Origin of the sequence: Bradyrhizobium nivariense, from assembly GCF_029846695.2 — a bacterium.
GTDB lineage: Bacteria > Pseudomonadota > Alphaproteobacteria > Rhizobiales > Xanthobacteraceae > Bradyrhizobium.
This window is the reverse complement of sequence record NZ_JARWCR020000070.1, coordinates 1-17638: the sequence shown is the minus strand read 5'-3', so window position 1 is coordinate 17638 and position 17638 is coordinate 1. Positions and strand designations below refer to the sequence as shown.

Here is a 17638-nt window from a genome sequence, read left to right as displayed (position 1 = left end):
CGCCTATTCCGCCGCGCGCCTGCTGGCGCTGAAATCGTCAGCGGCGCTCTCGGGCGTTCGACGGGGTGGCACCATCATCACAATCACTTCCCGCGTGAGACCCGGCCGGCCCCACAGCTGCGCCTGCACGGTGAACTCGCGCCTGACGAAGTGCCCGGCGCGCCCGGACGCCCACTCCATCCACCGGCTGCAATAATCCTGACCGCGGAAACAGAGCGCGGCCCAGCCGCGGTCCAGCGTCGTCTTGCGCGGCAAGCTCCAGGCATCTTGATCCGCGAATGGTCGCACGTAGTGCGGGTGGTCCGGGCTGTAGAACGCCGTCGCGAAGGCCAGCGAATCGTCGCCGCTGACGGCGACGAGCGGCTCGCCGGTCAGTTCGCGCCACTCGCGGGTCAATTCGCTGGCCGCCTGCGCGTAGAGATTCCGCCCCTCCTCGTAACCGTGATCGTTGCGATAGACGGCATGGATCGGCGCAGCGACCAGGACGGCCGCGAGCGCGACGCCGGCCACGATCACGGTGAGGTTGACGGTGTAGAAGCGCTCGATTGGGTAACTCGTGCCGCAGACCACGAGAACGGCGAACAGGAACAACCCCTGCAACGCCCACAGCGACGGCAGATCGGTGCCGATCACCAGCGAGATCAGGACCGGTAGCGCAATCGTGCCGATGGCAACGTAGAAGAGAAGCCTCAGGCCCGGATTCATCGCCGCGAAGTCGGCCGGAAACTGCTTCAGCCGCGTGCCGGCGATCAAGACCCAGAGCACGGCCGACACACTCATAGCCGCCGCCAGCCCCAGCAGGAAGTTCCTGGCCTCACCGAGCGAGTTCGCAGCGTTGCCGTTGGCATGGTTCAGCGCATAGGTGAAGGTCGATGCTCCCGTCGTCGCGAGCCAATAAAGATGCGGTGACAGCGCCGTAAGCCCGACGACGACCGAGATCCAGGGCGAAGCCGACGTGAAATAAGCGCGTCGCGCCGGATGCGCCAGCGCGGCAAATGCGAAGCTCGCGACCAGGAAGATCGAATAATATTTGCCGACCATTGCCAGCGCCGTCGTGCATCCGACTGCGACCGCCCACAGCGGCGCGCGCGTCTCGAACGCGCGCAGGAAGCACCAGGTCGCAAGCGGCCACGTCGCGAGCAGCACAGCATTGGCGTTGAAGCGCTGGGCGTGGAATTGATAGGCCGGCGTCAGCATCAGGAGCAAGAGCACCAGGATTCGCTTGTGCCCGGTCACGAATTGACGCGCGACCAGATCGACAAAGACCAGCGCAAGCCCTGCATTGGCCATCGCCATCAATTGCAGTGACCAGTCGCCGAGCGGAAAGACGGAGGTCCAGCTCGCGGCAACCCAGCCGGTCAATGGCGGATGCTTGTCATAGCCCCAAGCGAAATGCCGCCCCAGCGTCCAGGCCTCCAGCGTATCAGGGTGCAGGCCGCTGCCGGCATAGGCGACGGCCAGATAGAGCGTCCAGATCGCAACGAAACAGGCGATGAGAAGCGGCACGGCCCAGCCCGTCTCGACACCATCGAGCCAACGCAGGAACGGCCGGCGCCATCGCGCCGGCGTGCGATCGGACCGTTCGGCCCTCGCCTGGAATGCAAAATCGATCGGCACTGGAATCAAATGGAGGAATGAAGGTGATGCGCGAGGACGACACATCTAGTTCAGGATAGAAACAAATAGCAATGATTGGAAACTGGAAAAGATTGAAAGCGTCCGCCCTCCCGGCCAGCGCAAGGTCGACAAAAGACCAAGATCGGCACCGACCAAGATCGACAAACGACAACGGCGCCGCTGATGACAGCGGCGCCGCATGATGATCCGGACGAAGGTGCCGACGAAGTGCCCTCGCCCTATTCCGACTTGTCGACGTTCCAGAACAGCGGAGTCGCGGGACCGTCGAGCACACCGCTCAGCGATTTGCGCCAGCCGCTCGGCAGGAGATACTGTCCCAGCGGAATGTAGATCACCTGCTCATAGGCTTCCTTCTGGATCTCGGCGGCGATCTTCTTCTGATCGTCGAGCGAGGCGGCGCGAACGAAGTCATCCTTGAGCTTTTCGATCTTCGCGTTCTCCGCCCAGCCGAACCAGCCCTTCTTGCCCTGGCCGCCGATCGAGAGATTGGCGATCGGGTTGGAGACATCGGCCGCGACCCAGTTGGTGAAGAACATATTCCAGCCGCCCTCCTTCGGCGGCTTCTGGCTGGCGCGGCGGCTCACCACCGTCTGCCAATCGGTCGCTTGCAGGTCGACCTTGAAGCCGGCCTCGCGCAGCAACTGAGCCGCCACGATCGGCTGCGCCTTCAGCGTCGTGACGTCGCCAGGCGCCATGATCACGATCGGAGTGCCGTCATAGCCGGACTCGGCGAGCGCCTTCTTGGCTTCGGCCATGCCGCTGCCCTTCACCAGGGTCTCCGCGCCAACCTCGGTCGCGAACGGCGTATCGCACACGAAGAAGGCGCCACAGATCTTCTGATATTTGGCGTTGCCGACCAGCGCGTCGAGAACGTCCTTCTGGTTTATCGCCAGAAAGGCAGCGCGGCGCACTTTGACATTATCGAACGGCGGATGAAGGAAGTTCATCCGGCCGAGCGTCTGGAAACCGAACTTGTTCGAGACCTCGATCGTGATCTCCTTGTTCGCCTCCAGCAACGGCAGCATGTCGTAGGGCAGGTTCTCCATGAAATCGATGTCGCCTGACTGCAGCGCGTTCACCGCGGTCTGCGAGTCCGGCATGGTGATCCATTCGACGCGGTCGACCTTCACCACCTTGCCGCCGGAGGTCCAGCTCGACGGCTCCTTGCGCGGCACGTAGTCGGTGTTCTTGACGTAGACCGCCTTCACGCCCGGCTGGAATTCCGACTGCACGAACTTGAAAGGACCCGAGCCGATCTGCTCGGGGATCTGCTTGTCCGGCGGCGTCTCGGCGAGGCGCTTCGGCATCATGAAGGCAACGCGGGAAGACGGCTTGCCGATCGAATCGAGCACGAGGCCGTAGGGCTCCTTCAGCTTCAGCGTGATGGTCTTGGCATCGGTCGCCTCGATGCTCGCGGTGAAGTCCAACAGCTTCTGACCCATGCCGTCGACCGCGGCCCAGCGCTTGAGCGAGGCGACGCAGTCTTCCGCCGTCACTGGCGCACCGTCATGCCACTTCAGGCCGTCGCGCAACGTGAAGGTGTAGACGAGCTTGTCGTCGGAGATCTTCCAGTCCGCCATCTGCGGCTGGATCTTGAAGTTCGAATCGGGCGCCACCAGCGTGTCGTAGATCATGTAGCCATGGTCACGCGTGATGTAGGCCGTGGTGAAGATCGGATCGATGATGCGCAGATCCGAATGCATCACCGCCGTGATGGTCTTGCCGGCCGCAAGCACCGGCGAGGCCAGCGCGGTCGAAAGCGCGACGACCGACAGCGCAAGTTTGGAGGCGAACGCGCGAGGCCCCCGGCGCATCAACTGGAACATAAAAAGTCTCTCCTGACGTGAAACTGTTCAAAGGCAGGTTATTGGTTGAGCATCCGGTTCGTTCTTTAGGCGAACTAACCTCATGCAATGCCTTTATCTTTTCGAGACTTGCAGACAGTGCCGAGCGCGTCAATCCGGTTTCGCTGCAAGCCCAAGCGGCGCGCGCACGGGCTCCACAAGGATCGGTTTGGCTCTACAACACTCTCCGCTTGTCCTGCCCGCCAATGCAATGCGCGTTCCATCTTCCGAAGCTCGAGAGACATTGAGATGAATCCAGCCAATCTCCCCTTCGATTCCGAGGCGATGCTCCAGGGCCTGCGCGGTTGGGTGGAATGCGAAAGCCCGACCTGGGACGCGGGCGCCGTGAACCGCATGCTCGATATCGCCGCGCGGGAGATGGCGATCATGGGTGCGACGATCGAGCGCATCGCCGGTCGCCAGGGCTTTGGTGGCGTGATCCGCGCGCGCTTTCCGCATCCGAAGCAGGGCGAGCCGGGCATCCTGATTGCCGGACACATGGATACCGTCCATCCCATGGGCACCATCGAGAAGCTGAAATGGCGGCGCGAGGGCAGCAAGTGCTATGGACCCGGCATCTACGACATGAAGGGCGGCAATTATCTTTCGCTGGAAGCGATCCGCCAACTGGCCCGCGCCTCGTTCACCACACCGCTGCCGATCACCGTGCTGTTCACGCCCGACGAGGAAGTCGGCACACCCTCGACGCGCGATGTCATCGAGGCGGAAGCCGCGCGCAACAAATACGTGCTGGTGCCCGAGCCGGGGCGCGCCGACAACGGCGTTACCACCGGACGTTACGCCATCGCACGCTTCAACCTCGAGGCGACCGGGCGGCCGAGCCACGCCGGCGCGACCTTGTCGGCGGGCCGCTCGGCGATCCGCGAAATGGCGCGGCAGATCCTCGCTATCGACGCGATGACGAGCGAGAACTGCACCTTTTCGGTCGGCGTGGTGCAAGGAGGGCAATGGGTCAATTGCGTTGCCACGACCGCCACCGGCGAAGCGCTTTCGATGGCCAAGCGCCAGGCCGACCTCGATCGCGGCGTCGAGGGGATGCTGGCGCTCTCCGGTACGAGCAATGATGTCGCCTTCAAGGTGACGCGCGGCGTGACACGTCCGGTGTGGGAGCCCGATGCCGGCACCATGGCGCTGTATGAAAAGGCGCGCGGGATCGCCAAGGCGCTCGGTTCCGAATTGCCGCATGCCAGCGCCGGCGGCGGCTCCGACGGCAATTTCACGGGCGCGATGGGAATCCCGACTCTCGACGGCCTGGGCGTGCGTGGCGGCAATGGCCACACGCTCGAAGAGTATATCGAGGTCGAGAGCCTGGTCGAACGGGGCCGGCTGATGGCGGGGCTGCTCGCAACTCTGGAGTGACAACGCGCGCCAGCTCACCAAAAAACCGAGCCCGCTCACCAAAACAGGGTGACCGCACTGCAAAAACTGTGGCCCGGATGGCACGGGAATTGCTGAAATGTTAGGCTGATGGCAGAACCCAGGCTGCAGCCGCTGCCTCTGATTTGACTCTAATCTGACGGGATCCAATTTGCTCGGATATCTCCTTCGCCGAATTTTCGCCGCCGCGCCCGTGATGGGCGTGGTGGCGCTGTTCGTGTTCCTCCTGCTCCGCCTCACCCCGGGCGATCCCGCCGCGATTCTCGCCGGCGACAATGCCACCCCGGAACGGCTGGAGCGCATCCGCACCTCGCTCGGTCTCAACGAGCCGCTGATCGTGCAGTTCATCACCTGGCTGAACAAGCTGCTGCACGGCGATCTCGGAACTTCACTCATCTCCAACCTTCCGGTGATGAAGATGATCGGCCAGCGCGTCGAACCGTCGATCTCGATCGCGCTGTCGACCATCATTCTCGCCGTCATCGTCGCTGTTCCCCTGGGCGTCATCGCGGCGTGGAAGCACGGCACCTGGATCGACCGCTTCGTGATGGGCCTGTCGGTGCTCGGCTTCTCGGTACCGGTGTTCGTGGTCGGCTATGTCCTGATCGAGGTCTTCGCCATCGACCTGCGCTGGGTGCCGGTGCAGGGCTTCCGCAGCATCTCGAACGGTTTTGGGCAGTTCTTCGAGCGCATCATCCTGCCGACCTGCGCGCTGTCCTTCATCTACATCGCGCTGATCGCGCGCATGACGCGCGCGGCGATGCTCGACGTGCTCGGTGAGGACTACGTCCGCACCGCGCGCGCAAAGGGCATCAACGAGGTCGCCGTGATGATGCGGCACGCGCTGCGCAACGCCGCCGTGCCCGTGATCACGGTGATCGGTACCGGCTTTGCGCTATTGATCTCCGGCGTCGTCGTCACCGAGAGCGTGTTCAACATCCCCGGCATCGGCCGCCTCACAGTGGATGCGGTGCTGGCGCGCGACTATCCGGTGATCCAGGCGATGATTTTGCTGACGTCGTTGATCTATGTCGTCGTCAATCTCCTGATCGACGTCGCCTACACGCTGCTCGATCCCCGGATCCGGTACTGAGGCAAGGATAACAGCAAAAATGTCGGTCGATACCCTTCCCCAGTCATCCATTCCGATCACGTCGCCGCTGCGGCCGCGCTTCGGATTCCTCACCTCGACGCCGATCATCGCGGCAGCGACCATCTGCCTCGCGTTGATCGTGCTGATCTCGATCCTGGCGCCGTTGATTGCGCCGCATGATCCGATCCAGCTTGCGCCCTCGCAGCGGCTGAAGCCCTCTTCGACGCAATTCCTGCTCGGCACCGACGCCTATGGCCGCGACCTGCTGTCGCGCGTCATGTATGGCGGACGCATCTCGCTTCTGATCGGCATCGGGTCGGCGATCATGTCGATCGTCATCGGGCTGGCGATCGGCCTCGTCTCCGGCTTCTTCAAGCTGGTCGATTCCGTCATGATGCGGATCATGGACGGCCTGATGGCGATGCCGAGCATCCTGCTGGCAATCGCCGTGGTGTCGCTGTCCGGCGCCAGCCTCTGGACCGTGCTGATCGCGATCACGATCCCCGAAGTTCCGCGCGTGGCACGCCTGGTGCGCTCGGTCGTGTTGTCGGCGCGCGAAGAGCCCTATGTTGAAGCGGCGATCTCGGTCGGCTCATCCCTGCCAAAGATCATGTGGCGGCATTTGATGCCGAACACGATCGCACCTCTGATCGTGCAGGGCAGTTACGTCTGCGCGTCCGCAATCCTCACCGAGGCCATCCTCTCCTTCCTCGGCGCCGGCATCTCGCCGGAAACGCCGACCTGGGGCAACATCATGGCCGAGGGCCGTCAGTACTTCCAGCTCAAGCCGACGCTGATCTTCTGGCCGGGTCTGTTGCTGTCGATCGCGATCCTCAGCATCAATTTGATCGGCGACGCCGCCCGCGACGCCCTCGATCCCCGCATGAAGCAGCGGGAGGGGAAGTGATGACCAACACCGTTCTCGACATCAGCAACCTCGTCGTTTCCGTCGGCAAGAAGCCGAAGGGCACGAACATCATCGACGGCATCTCGATCCAGGTCCGCGAGCGCGAGACGCTGTGTCTCGTCGGGGAAAGCGGCTCGGGCAAGTCTGTGACCTCGCTCACCACGATGGGCCTGCTGCCGAAGGGCACGCTGGTTCCGACCGGCGGCAGCATCAAGCTGGTCGGCGAAGAGCTGCTCACCGCGACCGACCGCCGCCTGCGCCAGCTGCGCGCGACGCGAATGGCGATGATCTTCCAGGAGCCGATGACCGCGCTCAATCCGGTGATGCCGGTTGGCCGCCAGATCGACGAGGTCCTGCGCGCGCACACCAAACTCGATGCGAAGGCGCGGAAGAAGCGCATCCTCGACATGATGGACCAGGTGCGCCTGCCTGAGGTCGAGCGCATCTTTGCCTCCTACCCGCACCGCCTCTCCGGCGGTCAGCGCCAGCGCATCATGATCGCGATGGCACTCGTGCTCGAACCGAAGCTGCTCATTGCAGACGAACCGACCACCGCGCTCGACGTCACAACGCAGAAGCAGATTTTGACCCTGATCCGCGACCTCCAGCGCGATCACGGGACCGCCGTGCTGTTCATCACCCATGACATGGGCGTGGTCGCTGAAATCGCCGACCGCGTCGCGGTGATGCGGCAGGGCCGACTGGTCGAGACCGGAACGCTGGATTCCATCCTGCGCAATCCGACCATGGAGTACACTCGCAACCTGCTTTCCGCAGTGCCGAGCCTGGTGCCGCGCGCGGCACGGCCTGAGACCAAGGAACCGGTGGTGCTGGAGGCCAACGAACTCGGCAAGGTCTACCGCGAGCGCGCGTTCTTCGGTAAAGGCCGCGAAGTTGTCGCCGCTGACAAGGTTACGCTGACGCTGCGCAAGGGCCGCACGCTCGGCATCGTCGGCGAGAGCGGCTCAGGCAAATCGACCGTGGCGCGCTGCATCGTCCGCCTGATCGACCCGACCTCCGGCGGCGTACGCCTTTCCGGCCGCGAGATCTCGGACATCTCGCGGCGGCTGTTGCAGCCGCATCGGAAGAAGATCCAGATCGTATTCCAGGACCCCTACCGCTCGCTCAACCCGCGCGTCACCGTCGGCGAAAGCATCGCGGAAGGCCCGATCAATTACGGCGTGTCGCATGCGGACGCAATGAAGCGTGCCCGCGAATTGCTCGAGCTGGTCGGCCTGCCCGCCGATGCGGTCGCGCGCTATCCGCACCAGTTCTCCGGCGGCCAGCGTCAGCGCATTGCGATCGCCCGCGCGCTCGCGCTCGATCCCGACGTGCTGGTCGCGGACGAGGCGGTCTCCGCCCTCGACGTCTCCGTGCAGGCGCAGGTGCTGGAACTGTTCGACGAGATTCAGAAGCGGCTCGGCATCGCGATCCTGTTCATCACCCACGATCTGCGCGTCGCAGCGCAAATCTGCGACGAGGTCGTGGTGATGCAGCACGGCCGCGTCGTCGAACAGGGCCCGGCCGCCGAAGTGCTGACGCATCCGAAGGAAGCTTATACCAGAGCCTTGCTCGAGGCAGCGCCGGGCCGCGGCTGGGACTTTGCGAATTTCCGGCCGGTGTCGGAAGGCGTAGCGGCGAACGCGTAGTCTCTCCCCTCGTCATTTGCGAGCGAAGCGAAGTACTCCAGGTCCCCGCGGCGGGATTCTGGATTGCTTCGCTTCGCTCGCAATGACGGCGGCTGCGGCAAGCAATCCCAAAATGGTTTGACGCCATGCATGGCGCGATTGCTTCCCGGCTTGCTCTCGCCGCAAGCACAGGGCTAACGTCGCGCGCATCATTTGCGTGGGACTGGATTGAATGACACGTATCGCCGTCGGCGGCTTCCTGCACGAGACCAACACCTTCGCTCCGACGAAGGCGACTTTCGCGGACTTCCAGCACGGCGGCGGCTGGCCGGCGATGACGGAGGGCGCCGACGTGCTGAGGGTGATGCGGCACATCAATGTCGGCCTCGCCGGTTTCGTCGACAGTGCCGAGGCCAACGGCTGGGAACTCGTTCCGACGATTGCGTGCGGCGCGAGCCCGTCGGCGCATGTCACCAGGGATGCCTTCGAGCGCATCGTCAAGGTGATGGTCGACGGCATCGCAGCCGCCGGCTCGATCGACGCCGTCTATCTCGACCTGCACGGCGCGATGGTCACGGAACATTTCGACGACGGCGAAGGCGAGATTCTGGCGCGCGTGCGCCGCGTCATCGGCAAGGATGTTCCGCTGATCACCAGCCTCGACCTCCACGCCAACGTCACGCCCGACATGATGGAACATGCGGACGCGCTGATCGCCTACCGCACCTATCCCCATGTCGACATGGCCGAGACCGGCCGCGCCTGCGCGCGACATCTCGCATTGGTTCTGAAGACCAGGAAGCGTTTTGCAAAGGCCTTCCGGCAATTGCCGTTCCTGATCCCGATCAGCTGGCAGTGCACCAACGACCAGCCGACCAAGGGCATCTACGAAAAGCTTGCCGCGCTGGAGAGCGATGCGGTTCCGACGCTGTCCTTCGCGCCCGGCTTCCCCGCCGCCGATTTCCGCGATTGCGGGCCGAGCGTGTTCGCCTACGGCAAGACGCAAGCCGACGCCGACCGCGCCGCGGATGCGATCGTAAAACTGATCGAAAGCCACGAGGACGATTTCGACGGCAAGATCTGGTCACCCGACGACGGCGTACGCCATGCGATGGAGCTCTCGAAGAGCGCGAGCAAGCCGATCATCATCGCCGATACCCAGGACAATCCCGGCGCCGGCGGCGATTCCGACACCACGGGCATGCTGCGCGCGCTGGTGCGCAACAAGGCCAGCGCCGCCACCGGCGCGATCTACGATCCGGGCTCGGCCAAGGCCGCGCATGCGGCTGGCGTCGGCGCCACCGTGACGCTGTCGCTCGGCGGCAAGTCCGGCATTCCCGGCGACGAGCCCTATCGCGAGACCTTCGTCGTCGAAAAGCTCTCCGACGGCCGCTTCATCGCGCCCGGCCCTTACTATGGCGGCCGCGAGATGGAGATGGGCCCGTCCGCGTGCCTGCGCATCGGCGACGTCCGCGTCGTCGTCTCCTCGCACAAGGCGCAGCTCGCCGACCAGGCAATGTACCGCTATGTCGGCATCGAGCCGACCGAAGAGAAGATTTTGGTCAACAAGAGCTCGGTGCACTTCCGCGCCGATTTCGAGCCGATCGCGGAAAAGCTGATGATCTGCGCCGCCCCCGGCGCGATGCCCGCGGACACGGCCACGCTGCCATGGACGCGCCTGCGGCCGGGTATTCGCATCAAGCCGAACGGCCCGGTTTTCACTCCCTCCCCACGCTAACTGGACAGGACACATGCCCACGATCGACCGCATCGACGGCTACGCCGACGAACTCACCGCCATTCGCCGCGACCTCCATGCCCATCCAGAGATCGGCTTCGAGGAAGTGCGCACCTCCGGCATCGTCGCGGACAAGCTGAAGAGCTGGGGCATCGAGGTGCATCGCGGTCTCGGCGGCACCGGCGTGATCGGCGTCATCAAGGGCAAGGGTTCGGGCGGCAAGCGCATCGGCCTGCGCGCCGACATGGACGCGCTGCCGATGGAGGAGAACACCAATCTGAAATGGAGTTCAAAAATCCCCGGCCGCTTCCACGGCTGCGGCCATGACGGCCACACCACCATGCTGCTCGGCACCGCACGCTACCTCGCCGAGACCAAAAACTTCGACGGCACCGTGCACCTGATCTTCCAGCCGGCCGAGGAAGGCCTTGGCGGCGCCCGCGCTATGATCAAGGACGGCTTGTTCGAGAAATTTCCCTGCGACGAGCTCTATGGCCTGCACAACGCGCCCGACCTCAACCACGGCGAGATCGCGATTCTGCCCGGCCCCGCGATGGCCAGCGCCGACTTCTTCGACCTCCGCATCACCGGCTACGGCGCGCATGGCGCGATGCCCGAACGCTCCAAGGACGCGGTGATCATCGCAACCACGTTGGCGCAGGCGATCCAGACCATCGTCAGCCGCAACGTCGAGCCGCTGCAGGCCGCCGTCATCTCGATCACGCAGATTCACGCCGGTTCCGCCTACAATGTCATCCCTGGCGAAGCCCATCTCTGCGGCACCATCCGCACCTTCTCGAATGAAGTGCGCGCCCTGATCAGCGAACGCATCCGCACGATCTGCGCCGGCATGGCTGCCGCCTTCCAGTGCGAGATCGAAGCCGACATCCGTGACACTTTCGGCGTGCTGGTCAACCAGGTCGAGCAGTCCAAGGTGGTCGAGGAGGTCGCGCGCACCGTCATCGATCCGGCCAAGGTGATTACCCGTGCCCAGCCGAAGATGGGCAGCGAGGATTTTGCCGACATGCTGCAAACCATTCCCGGCGCCTATTTCTGGGTCGGCCACGACGGCTCGGTGCCCGTGCACAATCCCGGCTTCGTGCTCGACGACAAGATCCTGCCGATCGGTGCCAGCATGTTCGCCCGGATCATCGAGACCCGTATGCCGGCAGGTAGCAATGCATAAAAAGAGCGTCGAAGAGGCGGTTACCTCGCTGCACGATCTTTCCGCGGTCGATCTGATCGCGGGCTATCGCGCCAAGCAGTTCTCGCCGAGCGAGGTGCTGGAGGACGTGCTCGCGCACGTCGCAGCGTGGGAGCCCCACCTCAGGGCGCTCTATGCATTCGATCCCGATGGCGCGGTCGAGGCCGCGAAGGCCTCGACCGCGCGCTGGACCGGCGGCGAGCCGTCCGGCCCGCTCGACGGCGTGCCTGTGACGGTGAAGGACAACATCGCGACCAAAGGCGTGCCGGTGCCGCTGGGGGCTGCGAGCGTCAAGCTCACGCCGGCCGAGAAGGACGCGCCTCCCGCCGCGCGCCTGCGCGAAGCCGGTGCGATCATCTTCGCAAAAACCACTATGCCCGATTACGGCATGCTGTCCTCGGGGCTCTCCAGCTTCCATGCGCTCGCGCGCAATCCCTGGGACCTCTCCAAGAATCCCGGCGGCTCCAGCGCGGGTGCAGGCGCCGCGGCGGCGGCTGGCTATGGCCCGCTGCATCTCGGCACCGATATCGGCGGCTCGGTCCGCCTGCCCGCGGGCTGGTGCGGCCTCGTCGGTTTCAAGCCGAGTTTCGGCCGCGTGCCGATCGACCCCGCCTATGTCGGCCGCGTCGCGGGGCCGATGACCCGCACGGTCGATGATTGCGCGCTGATGATGAGCGTGATCGCAAAACCCGACCGGCGCGACGGCATGAGCCTGCCCGCCGAGCCCCTCAACTGGAAGGGGCTGGAGAAGTCTCCGCGCAAACTCCGCATCGGATTGATGCTCGATCCCGGCGTGGGCCAGGCGCTGGAGAAACCGGTGCGCGAGGTCGCGGTGAAAGCGGCGAAAGCGTTCGAGTCCGCCGGCGCGGTCGTCACCGAAGTCGACGGCATACTCACGCGCGAGATGCTCGACGGCCTCGACAACTTTTGGCGTGCACGGATGTGGGATGATCTGTCGAAGCTGACGCCCGCCGAACAGGCAAAGGTGCTGCCCTACATTTTCAAATGGGGTGAGTCTGGCGCCAGGTTGTCGGCTGTCGACGTCATCCGTGGCTTCAACCAGACCATGGCGATCCGCGCCGCGGCGGCGAAGCTGTTCTGTGACCTCGACTATGTCATCTCGCCGACCGCGCCGAACGTGAACTATCCGGCGGAGTGGGCCTCGCCGACCAACGATCCCATGAAGCCGTTCGAGCACATCGCCTATACCGTGCCGTGGAATATGTCCGAGAACCCGGCGATCTCCATCAACGGCGGCTCCAACGCCAAGGGCTTTCCCATCGGCGTGCAGATCGTCGGCCGCCGCTTCGACGATATCGGCGTGCTCGGCATGGCCAAGGCTTTTGAGAGCCTGCGCGGCCCGCAGAAGCCCTGGCCCAGCCCGCCGGCGCGCTAACGCGCTCCATCATGGCCGGGCTTGTTGTTGAGCCCGGCCGTCCACGTTCTCTTACTGGCTGCCACATGCCCAGTCCGCGCAAGACGGACGCTGGTGACCATGCATGACGTCTCTTCGAGACAGAATTCAGGACCGGGAAGGAAACCACCATGGCGTATGAGACGATCAAATACGAAATCGCCGAGCAGATCCTCACCATCACGCTGAACCGCCCCGACAAGCTCAACGCCTTCAACGCGCAGATGCAAGGTGAGCTGATCGACGCGTTCGATGCCGCCGACAAGGACGACAACGTCCGCGCCATCATCGTCACGGGCGCCGGCCGCGGTTTTTGCGCGGGCGCAGATCTTTCGTCGGGCGCCGACACCTTTGATCGCGACGCGCGTCGCGGGCCGGTGAAGCGCTTCGCCGACGGCAAGGTCGACTACAGCGATTCCCAGGTGCGCGATGGCGGTGGCCAGGTGACGCTGCGCATCTTCAAATGCCTGAAGCCGGTGATTGCCGCGGTGAACGGACCCGCCGTCGGCATCGGCGTCACCATGCTGCTCGCGATGGACATTCGCATCGCCTCCGATGCCGCCCGCTTCGGCTTCGTGTTCTCCCAGCGCGGCATCGTGCCGGAGGCCGCCTCAAGCTGGTTCCTGCCGCGCATCGTCGGCATCTCGCTGGCGCTGGAATGGTGCTATTCGGGCCGCGTCTTCCCGGCCCAGGAAGCCCTCGCCGGCCGCCTCGTCAGCAAAGTGGTGCCGCCGGATGATCTGTTGCCGACCGCCCGTGCGCTCGCCAAGGAGTTTGCGGCGAAGACGGCGCCGGTGTCGGTGGCGCTGATCCGCCAGATGATGTGGCGCATGATGGGCGCCGACGATCCGATGGAAGCCCACAAGGTCGACAGCCGCGGCATCTACGCCCGCGGGCGCTCGGACGACGTAAAGGAAGGCGTGGTGTCGTTCCTGGAGAAGCGTCCTGCGCAGTTCAAGAACAAGGTGTCGAGCGATATGCCGGATTATTTCCCGTGGTGGACGGAACGGGAGTACAAGTGAGGGATCGTTGGGTGGGGTACGCTTCGCTAGCCCACCCAGCGTTTCTCACTTCATCACCAGCGCCACGCGCCCGATCGCCTTGCGGTCGATCAGCAACCGCATCGCCTTCGCAAACTCCTCCAGCGGCAGGCGGTGCGAGATGTTGGGCCGCAGTTCGCCCTCCTCCGCCCATGTCAGCAACGCCTTCAGGCGCACTTCGCCAAGCGCGGGATTTTTCCGCACCGCTTCGCCGGCGCGCACGCCGAGCACGCTCGCGCCCTTGATCAGCAGCAGATTGGTCTTGGCCGAGCCGATGCCGCCGGTGAATCCGATCACGAGGAGCCGCGCGCCCCAGGCGATGCAGCGCATCGAGTCCTCGAACACCTCGCCGCCGACGGGATCGAACACCACGTCCGCGCCGCGACCGTCGGTGATGCGCTTGACGGCATCACGAAACGGCTCGCGGTCGTAGCGCACGAGGTGATCGGCGCCGCGCGCCTTGGCGATCGCGAGCTTTTCGTCGCTGGACGCCGTCGCGATCACGGTCGCACCCAGCATCTTGCCGATCTCGACGGCAGCAAGGCCCACGCCCCCGCCGGCGCCATGCACCAGCAGCACCTCGCCCGGCTCAACCCGGCCGCGGTCGATCAGCGCGTGATAGGCGGTGCCGTGCCCGGCGAGATAGGTCGCAGCTTCCGCATAGTCGAACGTCGACGGCATCGGCGTGAGCTGCGACGGCATCACCACTGCTTCATCCGTGAAGGCGCCGTGCCGCATCTTGACGATGACCTTGTCGCCGACGGCGACGCCGCTCGCCTCTGCGCCCACTTCAGTCACGTCGCCGGCCGCCTCCATGCCCGGCGTGAATGGCAGCTCCGGCTTGAGCTGGTATTCGCCGGCCGCCATCAGTACGTCGGGAAAATTCAAGCCAGCGGCGCGGATCGCGACGCGCACCTCGCCCGGCTTCAAGGCGCGCGACGGAAACTCCTCCAGCCGCAACGTTTCGGGCGCGCCGAGCGCGCGGCAGACGACAGCCCGTACCATCAGGCCGCGCTCGCCTTGCTGCGCAGCAGCGCCTCGCGGATCAGCGGCAGGCGGTCATTGCCGAAATACATGTCGGTTTTGCCGACGAAGATCGTCGGCGAGCCAAAGCCGCCGCGGGCGACGACCTCTTCGGTGTTGGCCTTGAGCTGATTCTTGATCTCCTGCCCGGAAATGCCCGCGAAGAATTTCTGCTCGTCGACGCCGACCTTCCTGCAGATCTCGGCGAGCACTGCGTCCTGCGAGATGTCCTTGTCCTCGCCCCAATAGGTCTCGAACACTGCCGTGGCGAAAGGCACCGATTCCTGCCCGAGCCAGATGCAGCCGCGCATCGCTTTCACGCTGTTCACCGGAAACACCGTCGGCGGCATCTTGATCGCGAGGCCGGCCGAGCGCGACCAGTCGGCCAGATCCTTTTTCATGTAGCGCGCCTTCAACGGCACCGGCGTCTCGCGCTGCGCATAGACGCTCGGATTGATCGTGTTGAAGATGCCCCCGACCAGGATCGGCCGCCAGATGATCTCCGCGCCGAGCTCCTTGGCCAGCGGCTGGATGTTATGGAAGGCGAGATAGGTCCAGGGGCTGGAGCAGTCGAAGAAGAATTCGATCATGGCGTTTCCGGTCCGGCCTCGCGGGTTTCAAGGCGACTTTTGTTGTTCTGTACCTCGACGTTAAGACATGGCAGGAAGGGGCGCAATCACAACCCGCCGGGAGGGCCCGCCATGCTGTTTCCAACCACGATCGCCGGCTCCTTGCCGAAGCCGGAATGGCTCGCCGAGCCCAACATGCTCTGGGCGCCCTGGAAGTCGCAAGGCGACGAGCTCGTCCGCGCCAAGCGTGACGCGACGATGCTTGCCGTCAAAATCCAGGAGGACGCCGGCATCGACATCGTCACCGAAGGCGAGCAGGCCCGGCAGCATTTCGTCCACGGTTTCCTGGAGAAGATCGAGGGCATCGATTTTGCCCACAAGGTCGAGATGGGCATCCGCAAGGATCGCTACAAGGCGATGGTGCCGCAGGTGGTCGCCCCGCTCCGGCTGAAGAGCCGCGTCCACGCCTTTGAGGCACGCGTCGCCCGTACGCATACCAAGAAGAAGCTGAAATTCACCCTGCCCGGCCCGATGACCATCATCGACACTATCGCGGATCGCTATTATGGCGACCGCGTCAAGATGGCCTTTGCCTTCGCCGAGCTTCTGAATGAGGAGGCCAAGGCGCTCCAAGCCGACGGCGTCGATCTCGTTCAGTTCGACGAGCCCGCCTTCAACGTCTACATGGACGAGGTCAACGATTGGGGCATCAAGGCGCTGGAGCGCGCCGCGGAGGGCCTGACCTGCGCCACCGCCGTGCACATCTGCTACGGCTACGGCATCAAGGCCAATACCGACTGGAAGCAGACGCTCGGCGCACAGTGGCGGCAGTATGAGCAGATTTTTCCGGCGATCGATGCCAGCCCGATCCAGCAGGTCGCGATCGAGTGCCGTAACTCGAAGGTGCCGCTCGACCTGCTCGCGCTGCTCAAGACCAAGATCGTGCAGGCCGGCGTGATCGACGTCGCCAGCGACACGGTGGAGACCGCCGAGGACGTTGTCACGGTGATCGACGCGGTGTCGAAATTCGTGCCCAAGAACAACATCATCGCCACCACCAATTGCGGCATGGCGCCGATGCGGCGCGAGATCGCCGAAGCGAAGCTGATGGCGCTCGGCGCCGGCGCTGCGCTGGCGCGTGAGCAGCTGGGGTAATGGCGGCGATCCGTCTGGCGTTCACCATTGCAGCGCTTGCAGCGTTCGCGCTGCCGGCGCGTGCAGAGGATCGTTCCGTGCTGCTCAATTGCAAAGCAATCGTGGAGCGTGCGTCGAAGGATGCGAACGCCGCGAGCGAAGCCGAGCTGACCCGCTGCCGCCAAGTGATCCGCGAATGGGCGTTGCGCGATGCGCGGACAAGTGTGGATGAAGACGGTAAGCCGCTGCGCTAGCTGCGCGCGGTCGGATGCAGCACAGGCTGATATCCAGCGATGATCGCGCACAGCGTGGCAGGCGGCGTCAGCAACATCGGGCAATCGAGGGCGCTCGTATGCGGAGCGTAGCCCGCGGATGACCACAGCAGCGCCTTGCCCTGCGCGACCAGGAAGCAGTCATCGCCCTGCTGCACCATCGCGCCGTCGGGCAATTCCGCGATCGGCATCGGCAGCGCATGCAGCCGCTTCTTGCCACGATCGAGCCGTTCCCGATGCAGCACGGCATCCATCGCCTTGGCGCTGATGCCGCTTGCATCATTCCCCGCTTCCCATGCATTGCGAAATCGCTTCGCGTCGTCACGGCGGCAAAAGAAGCAGGGCCGGTGTCCGGCCGCAAAAGCCGTGGCCTCGTCGAGAAAGAACAGCTCGGTCCAGCTCCGCCGCGCCATCACCGGCCGCCGCCAGCCGCGGAATTCACACAGGCAAACGATCCAGGCCGGCGACGACCAGCGCTTCTTCAGCAGCGTCTTGGTCGCGGGATCATGGATGATACCGCGGTTGCCGGTGAACATCCCGCGATGTGGCGTCGAGATGATCTCGCCGGTTGGCGTGACGCGATTTTGCAGCGGCATGGTGCGAGTTCACTCCCTCTCCCCGTTCTTACGGGGAGAGGGTTGGGGTCATTCGCGCTAGGTTTAGCTCTGGACACAAAGAATCTCGATATGATTCAAGCTTGGGATGAAGATTCGTCCTGAGATTTTGGATCATTGGC

15 protein-coding genes are annotated in these 17638 nt (G+C 64.4%); 10 read left to right on the top strand and 5 right to left on the bottom strand.

The window, feature by feature from the left end; translation table 11 throughout:
- Positions 1-3: 3 nt before the first annotated feature.
- Positions 4-1626 (bottom strand): glycosyltransferase family 39 protein, encoded by a 1623-nt coding sequence (locus QCM77_RS36700; RefSeq protein WP_347882420.1) that lies wholly within the window; start codon positions 1624-1626, stop codon positions 4-6.
- 230 nt (positions 1627-1856) lie between these two features.
- Positions 1857-3464, bottom strand: a complete 1608-nt coding sequence (locus tag QCM77_RS36695) for an ABC transporter substrate-binding protein (RefSeq protein WP_279660810.1) — start codon at positions 3462-3464, stop codon at positions 1857-1859.
- 267 nt (positions 3465-3731) lie between these two features.
- Between QCM77_RS36695 and QCM77_RS36690 the strand changes: the two genes are divergently transcribed.
- The 8 genes from QCM77_RS36690 (at position 3732) to QCM77_RS36655 (ending at position 13886) form a co-directional block, all read left to right on the top strand.
- On the top strand, positions 3732-4862 hold the full coding sequence (locus QCM77_RS36690) for a M20/M25/M40 family metallo-hydrolase (RefSeq protein ID WP_279660809.1): 1131 nt from the start codon (positions 3732-3734) through the stop codon (positions 4860-4862).
- 169 nt (positions 4863-5031) lie between these two features.
- Positions 5032-5973, top strand: coding sequence for an ABC transporter permease (locus tag QCM77_RS36685; protein WP_279660808.1), 942 nt, complete (start codon positions 5032-5034; stop codon positions 5971-5973).
- Between the two features lie 19 nt (positions 5974-5992).
- The gene (locus tag QCM77_RS36680; RefSeq protein WP_279660807.1) at positions 5993-6880 is read left to right on the top strand and encodes an ABC transporter permease; all 888 of its coding nucleotides are present in this window, start codon (positions 5993-5995) and stop codon (positions 6878-6880) included.
- A complete protein-coding gene (locus QCM77_RS36675; protein ID WP_279660806.1) occupies positions 6880-8529 on the top strand; it encodes an ABC transporter ATP-binding protein in 1650 nt (549 codons plus the stop codon). Before QCM77_RS36680 ends, QCM77_RS36675 begins: the two co-directional genes overlap by 1 nt.
- Before the next feature lie 211 nt (positions 8530-8740).
- Positions 8741-10246, top strand: a complete 1506-nt coding sequence (locus QCM77_RS36670; protein WP_280096209.1) for a M81 family metallopeptidase — start codon at positions 8741-8743, stop codon at positions 10244-10246.
- Between the two features lie 13 nt (positions 10247-10259).
- Entirely contained in the window at positions 10260-11432 is a 1173-nt protein-coding gene (locus QCM77_RS36665) for a M20 aminoacylase family protein (RefSeq protein ID WP_279660804.1), read from the top strand.
- The gene (locus QCM77_RS36660; protein ID WP_279660803.1) at positions 11425-12846 is read left to right on the top strand and encodes an amidase; all 1422 of its coding nucleotides are present in this window, start codon (positions 11425-11427) and stop codon (positions 12844-12846) included. Before QCM77_RS36665 ends, QCM77_RS36660 begins: the two co-directional genes overlap by 8 nt.
- A gap of 149 nt (positions 12847-12995) precedes the next feature.
- Positions 12996-13886: a crotonase/enoyl-CoA hydratase family protein gene (locus QCM77_RS36655; protein ID WP_279660802.1), complete on the top strand. Its 891-nt coding sequence runs from the start codon at positions 12996-12998 to the stop codon at positions 13884-13886.
- A gap of 45 nt (positions 13887-13931) precedes the next feature.
- On the opposite strand, the gene QCM77_RS36650 is transcribed toward QCM77_RS36655, so the two are convergent.
- Positions 13932-14909 carry an NADPH:quinone oxidoreductase family protein gene (locus tag QCM77_RS36650; protein ID WP_280096208.1) on the bottom strand — a complete coding sequence of 326 codons (978 nt, stop codon included), beginning with the start codon at positions 14907-14909 and terminating at the stop codon, positions 13932-13934.
- A complete protein-coding gene (locus QCM77_RS36645) occupies positions 14909-15517 on the bottom strand; it encodes a 2-hydroxychromene-2-carboxylate isomerase (RefSeq protein WP_279660800.1) in 609 nt (202 codons plus the stop codon). Before QCM77_RS36645 ends, QCM77_RS36650 begins: the two co-directional genes overlap by 1 nt.
- Before the next feature lie 111 nt (positions 15518-15628).
- Between QCM77_RS36645 and QCM77_RS36640 the strand changes: the two genes are divergently transcribed.
- Positions 15629-16651, top strand: coding sequence for a methionine synthase (locus QCM77_RS36640; protein WP_279660799.1), 1023 nt, complete (start codon positions 15629-15631; stop codon positions 16649-16651).
- On the top strand, positions 16651-16884 hold the full coding sequence (locus tag QCM77_RS36635) for a hypothetical protein (RefSeq protein WP_279660798.1): 234 nt from the start codon (positions 16651-16653) through the stop codon (positions 16882-16884). Before QCM77_RS36640 ends, QCM77_RS36635 begins: the two co-directional genes overlap by 1 nt.
- Here QCM77_RS36635 and QCM77_RS36630 read toward each other — a convergent pair.
- Positions 16881-17498: a hypothetical protein gene (locus QCM77_RS36630; protein ID WP_279660797.1), complete on the bottom strand. Its 618-nt coding sequence runs from the start codon at positions 17496-17498 to the stop codon at positions 16881-16883. The two genes, QCM77_RS36635 and QCM77_RS36630, sit on opposite strands and share 4 nt — an antisense overlap.
- Positions 17499-17638 lie beyond the last annotated feature (140 nt).

Coding starts and splice junctions, on each gene's coding strand:
- QCM77_RS36660 (WP_279660803.1), top strand. CDS start 11,425: ATGCATAAAAAGAGCGTCGAAGAGGCGGTTACCTCGCTGCACGATCTT.
- QCM77_RS36690 (WP_279660809.1), top strand. CDS start 3,732: ATGAATCCAGCCAATCTCCCCTTCGATTCCGAGGCGATGCTCCAGGGC.
- QCM77_RS36695 (WP_279660810.1), bottom strand. CDS start 3,464: ATGTTCCAGTTGATGCGCCGGGGGCCTCGCGCGTTCGCCTCCAAACTT.
- QCM77_RS36675 (WP_279660806.1), top strand. CDS start 6,880: ATGACCAACACCGTTCTCGACATCAGCAACCTCGTCGTTTCCGTCGGC.
- QCM77_RS36670 (WP_280096209.1), top strand. CDS start 8,741: ATGACACGTATCGCCGTCGGCGGCTTCCTGCACGAGACCAACACCTTC.
- QCM77_RS36680 (WP_279660807.1), top strand. CDS start 5,993: ATGTCGGTCGATACCCTTCCCCAGTCATCCATTCCGATCACGTCGCCG.
- QCM77_RS36645 (WP_279660800.1), bottom strand. CDS start 15,517: ATGATCGAATTCTTCTTCGACTGCTCCAGCCCCTGGACCTATCTCGCC.
- QCM77_RS36640 (WP_279660799.1), top strand. CDS start 15,629: ATGCTGTTTCCAACCACGATCGCCGGCTCCTTGCCGAAGCCGGAATGG.
- QCM77_RS36665 (WP_279660804.1), top strand. CDS start 10,260: ATGCCCACGATCGACCGCATCGACGGCTACGCCGACGAACTCACCGCC.
- QCM77_RS36655 (WP_279660802.1), top strand. CDS start 12,996: ATGGCGTATGAGACGATCAAATACGAAATCGCCGAGCAGATCCTCACC.
- QCM77_RS36630 (WP_279660797.1), bottom strand. CDS start 17,498: ATGCCGCTGCAAAATCGCGTCACGCCAACCGGCGAGATCATCTCGACG.
- QCM77_RS36650 (WP_280096208.1), bottom strand. CDS start 14,909: ATGGTACGGGCTGTCGTCTGCCGCGCGCTCGGCGCGCCCGAAACGTTG.
- QCM77_RS36635 (WP_279660798.1), top strand. CDS start 16,651: ATGGCGGCGATCCGTCTGGCGTTCACCATTGCAGCGCTTGCAGCGTTC.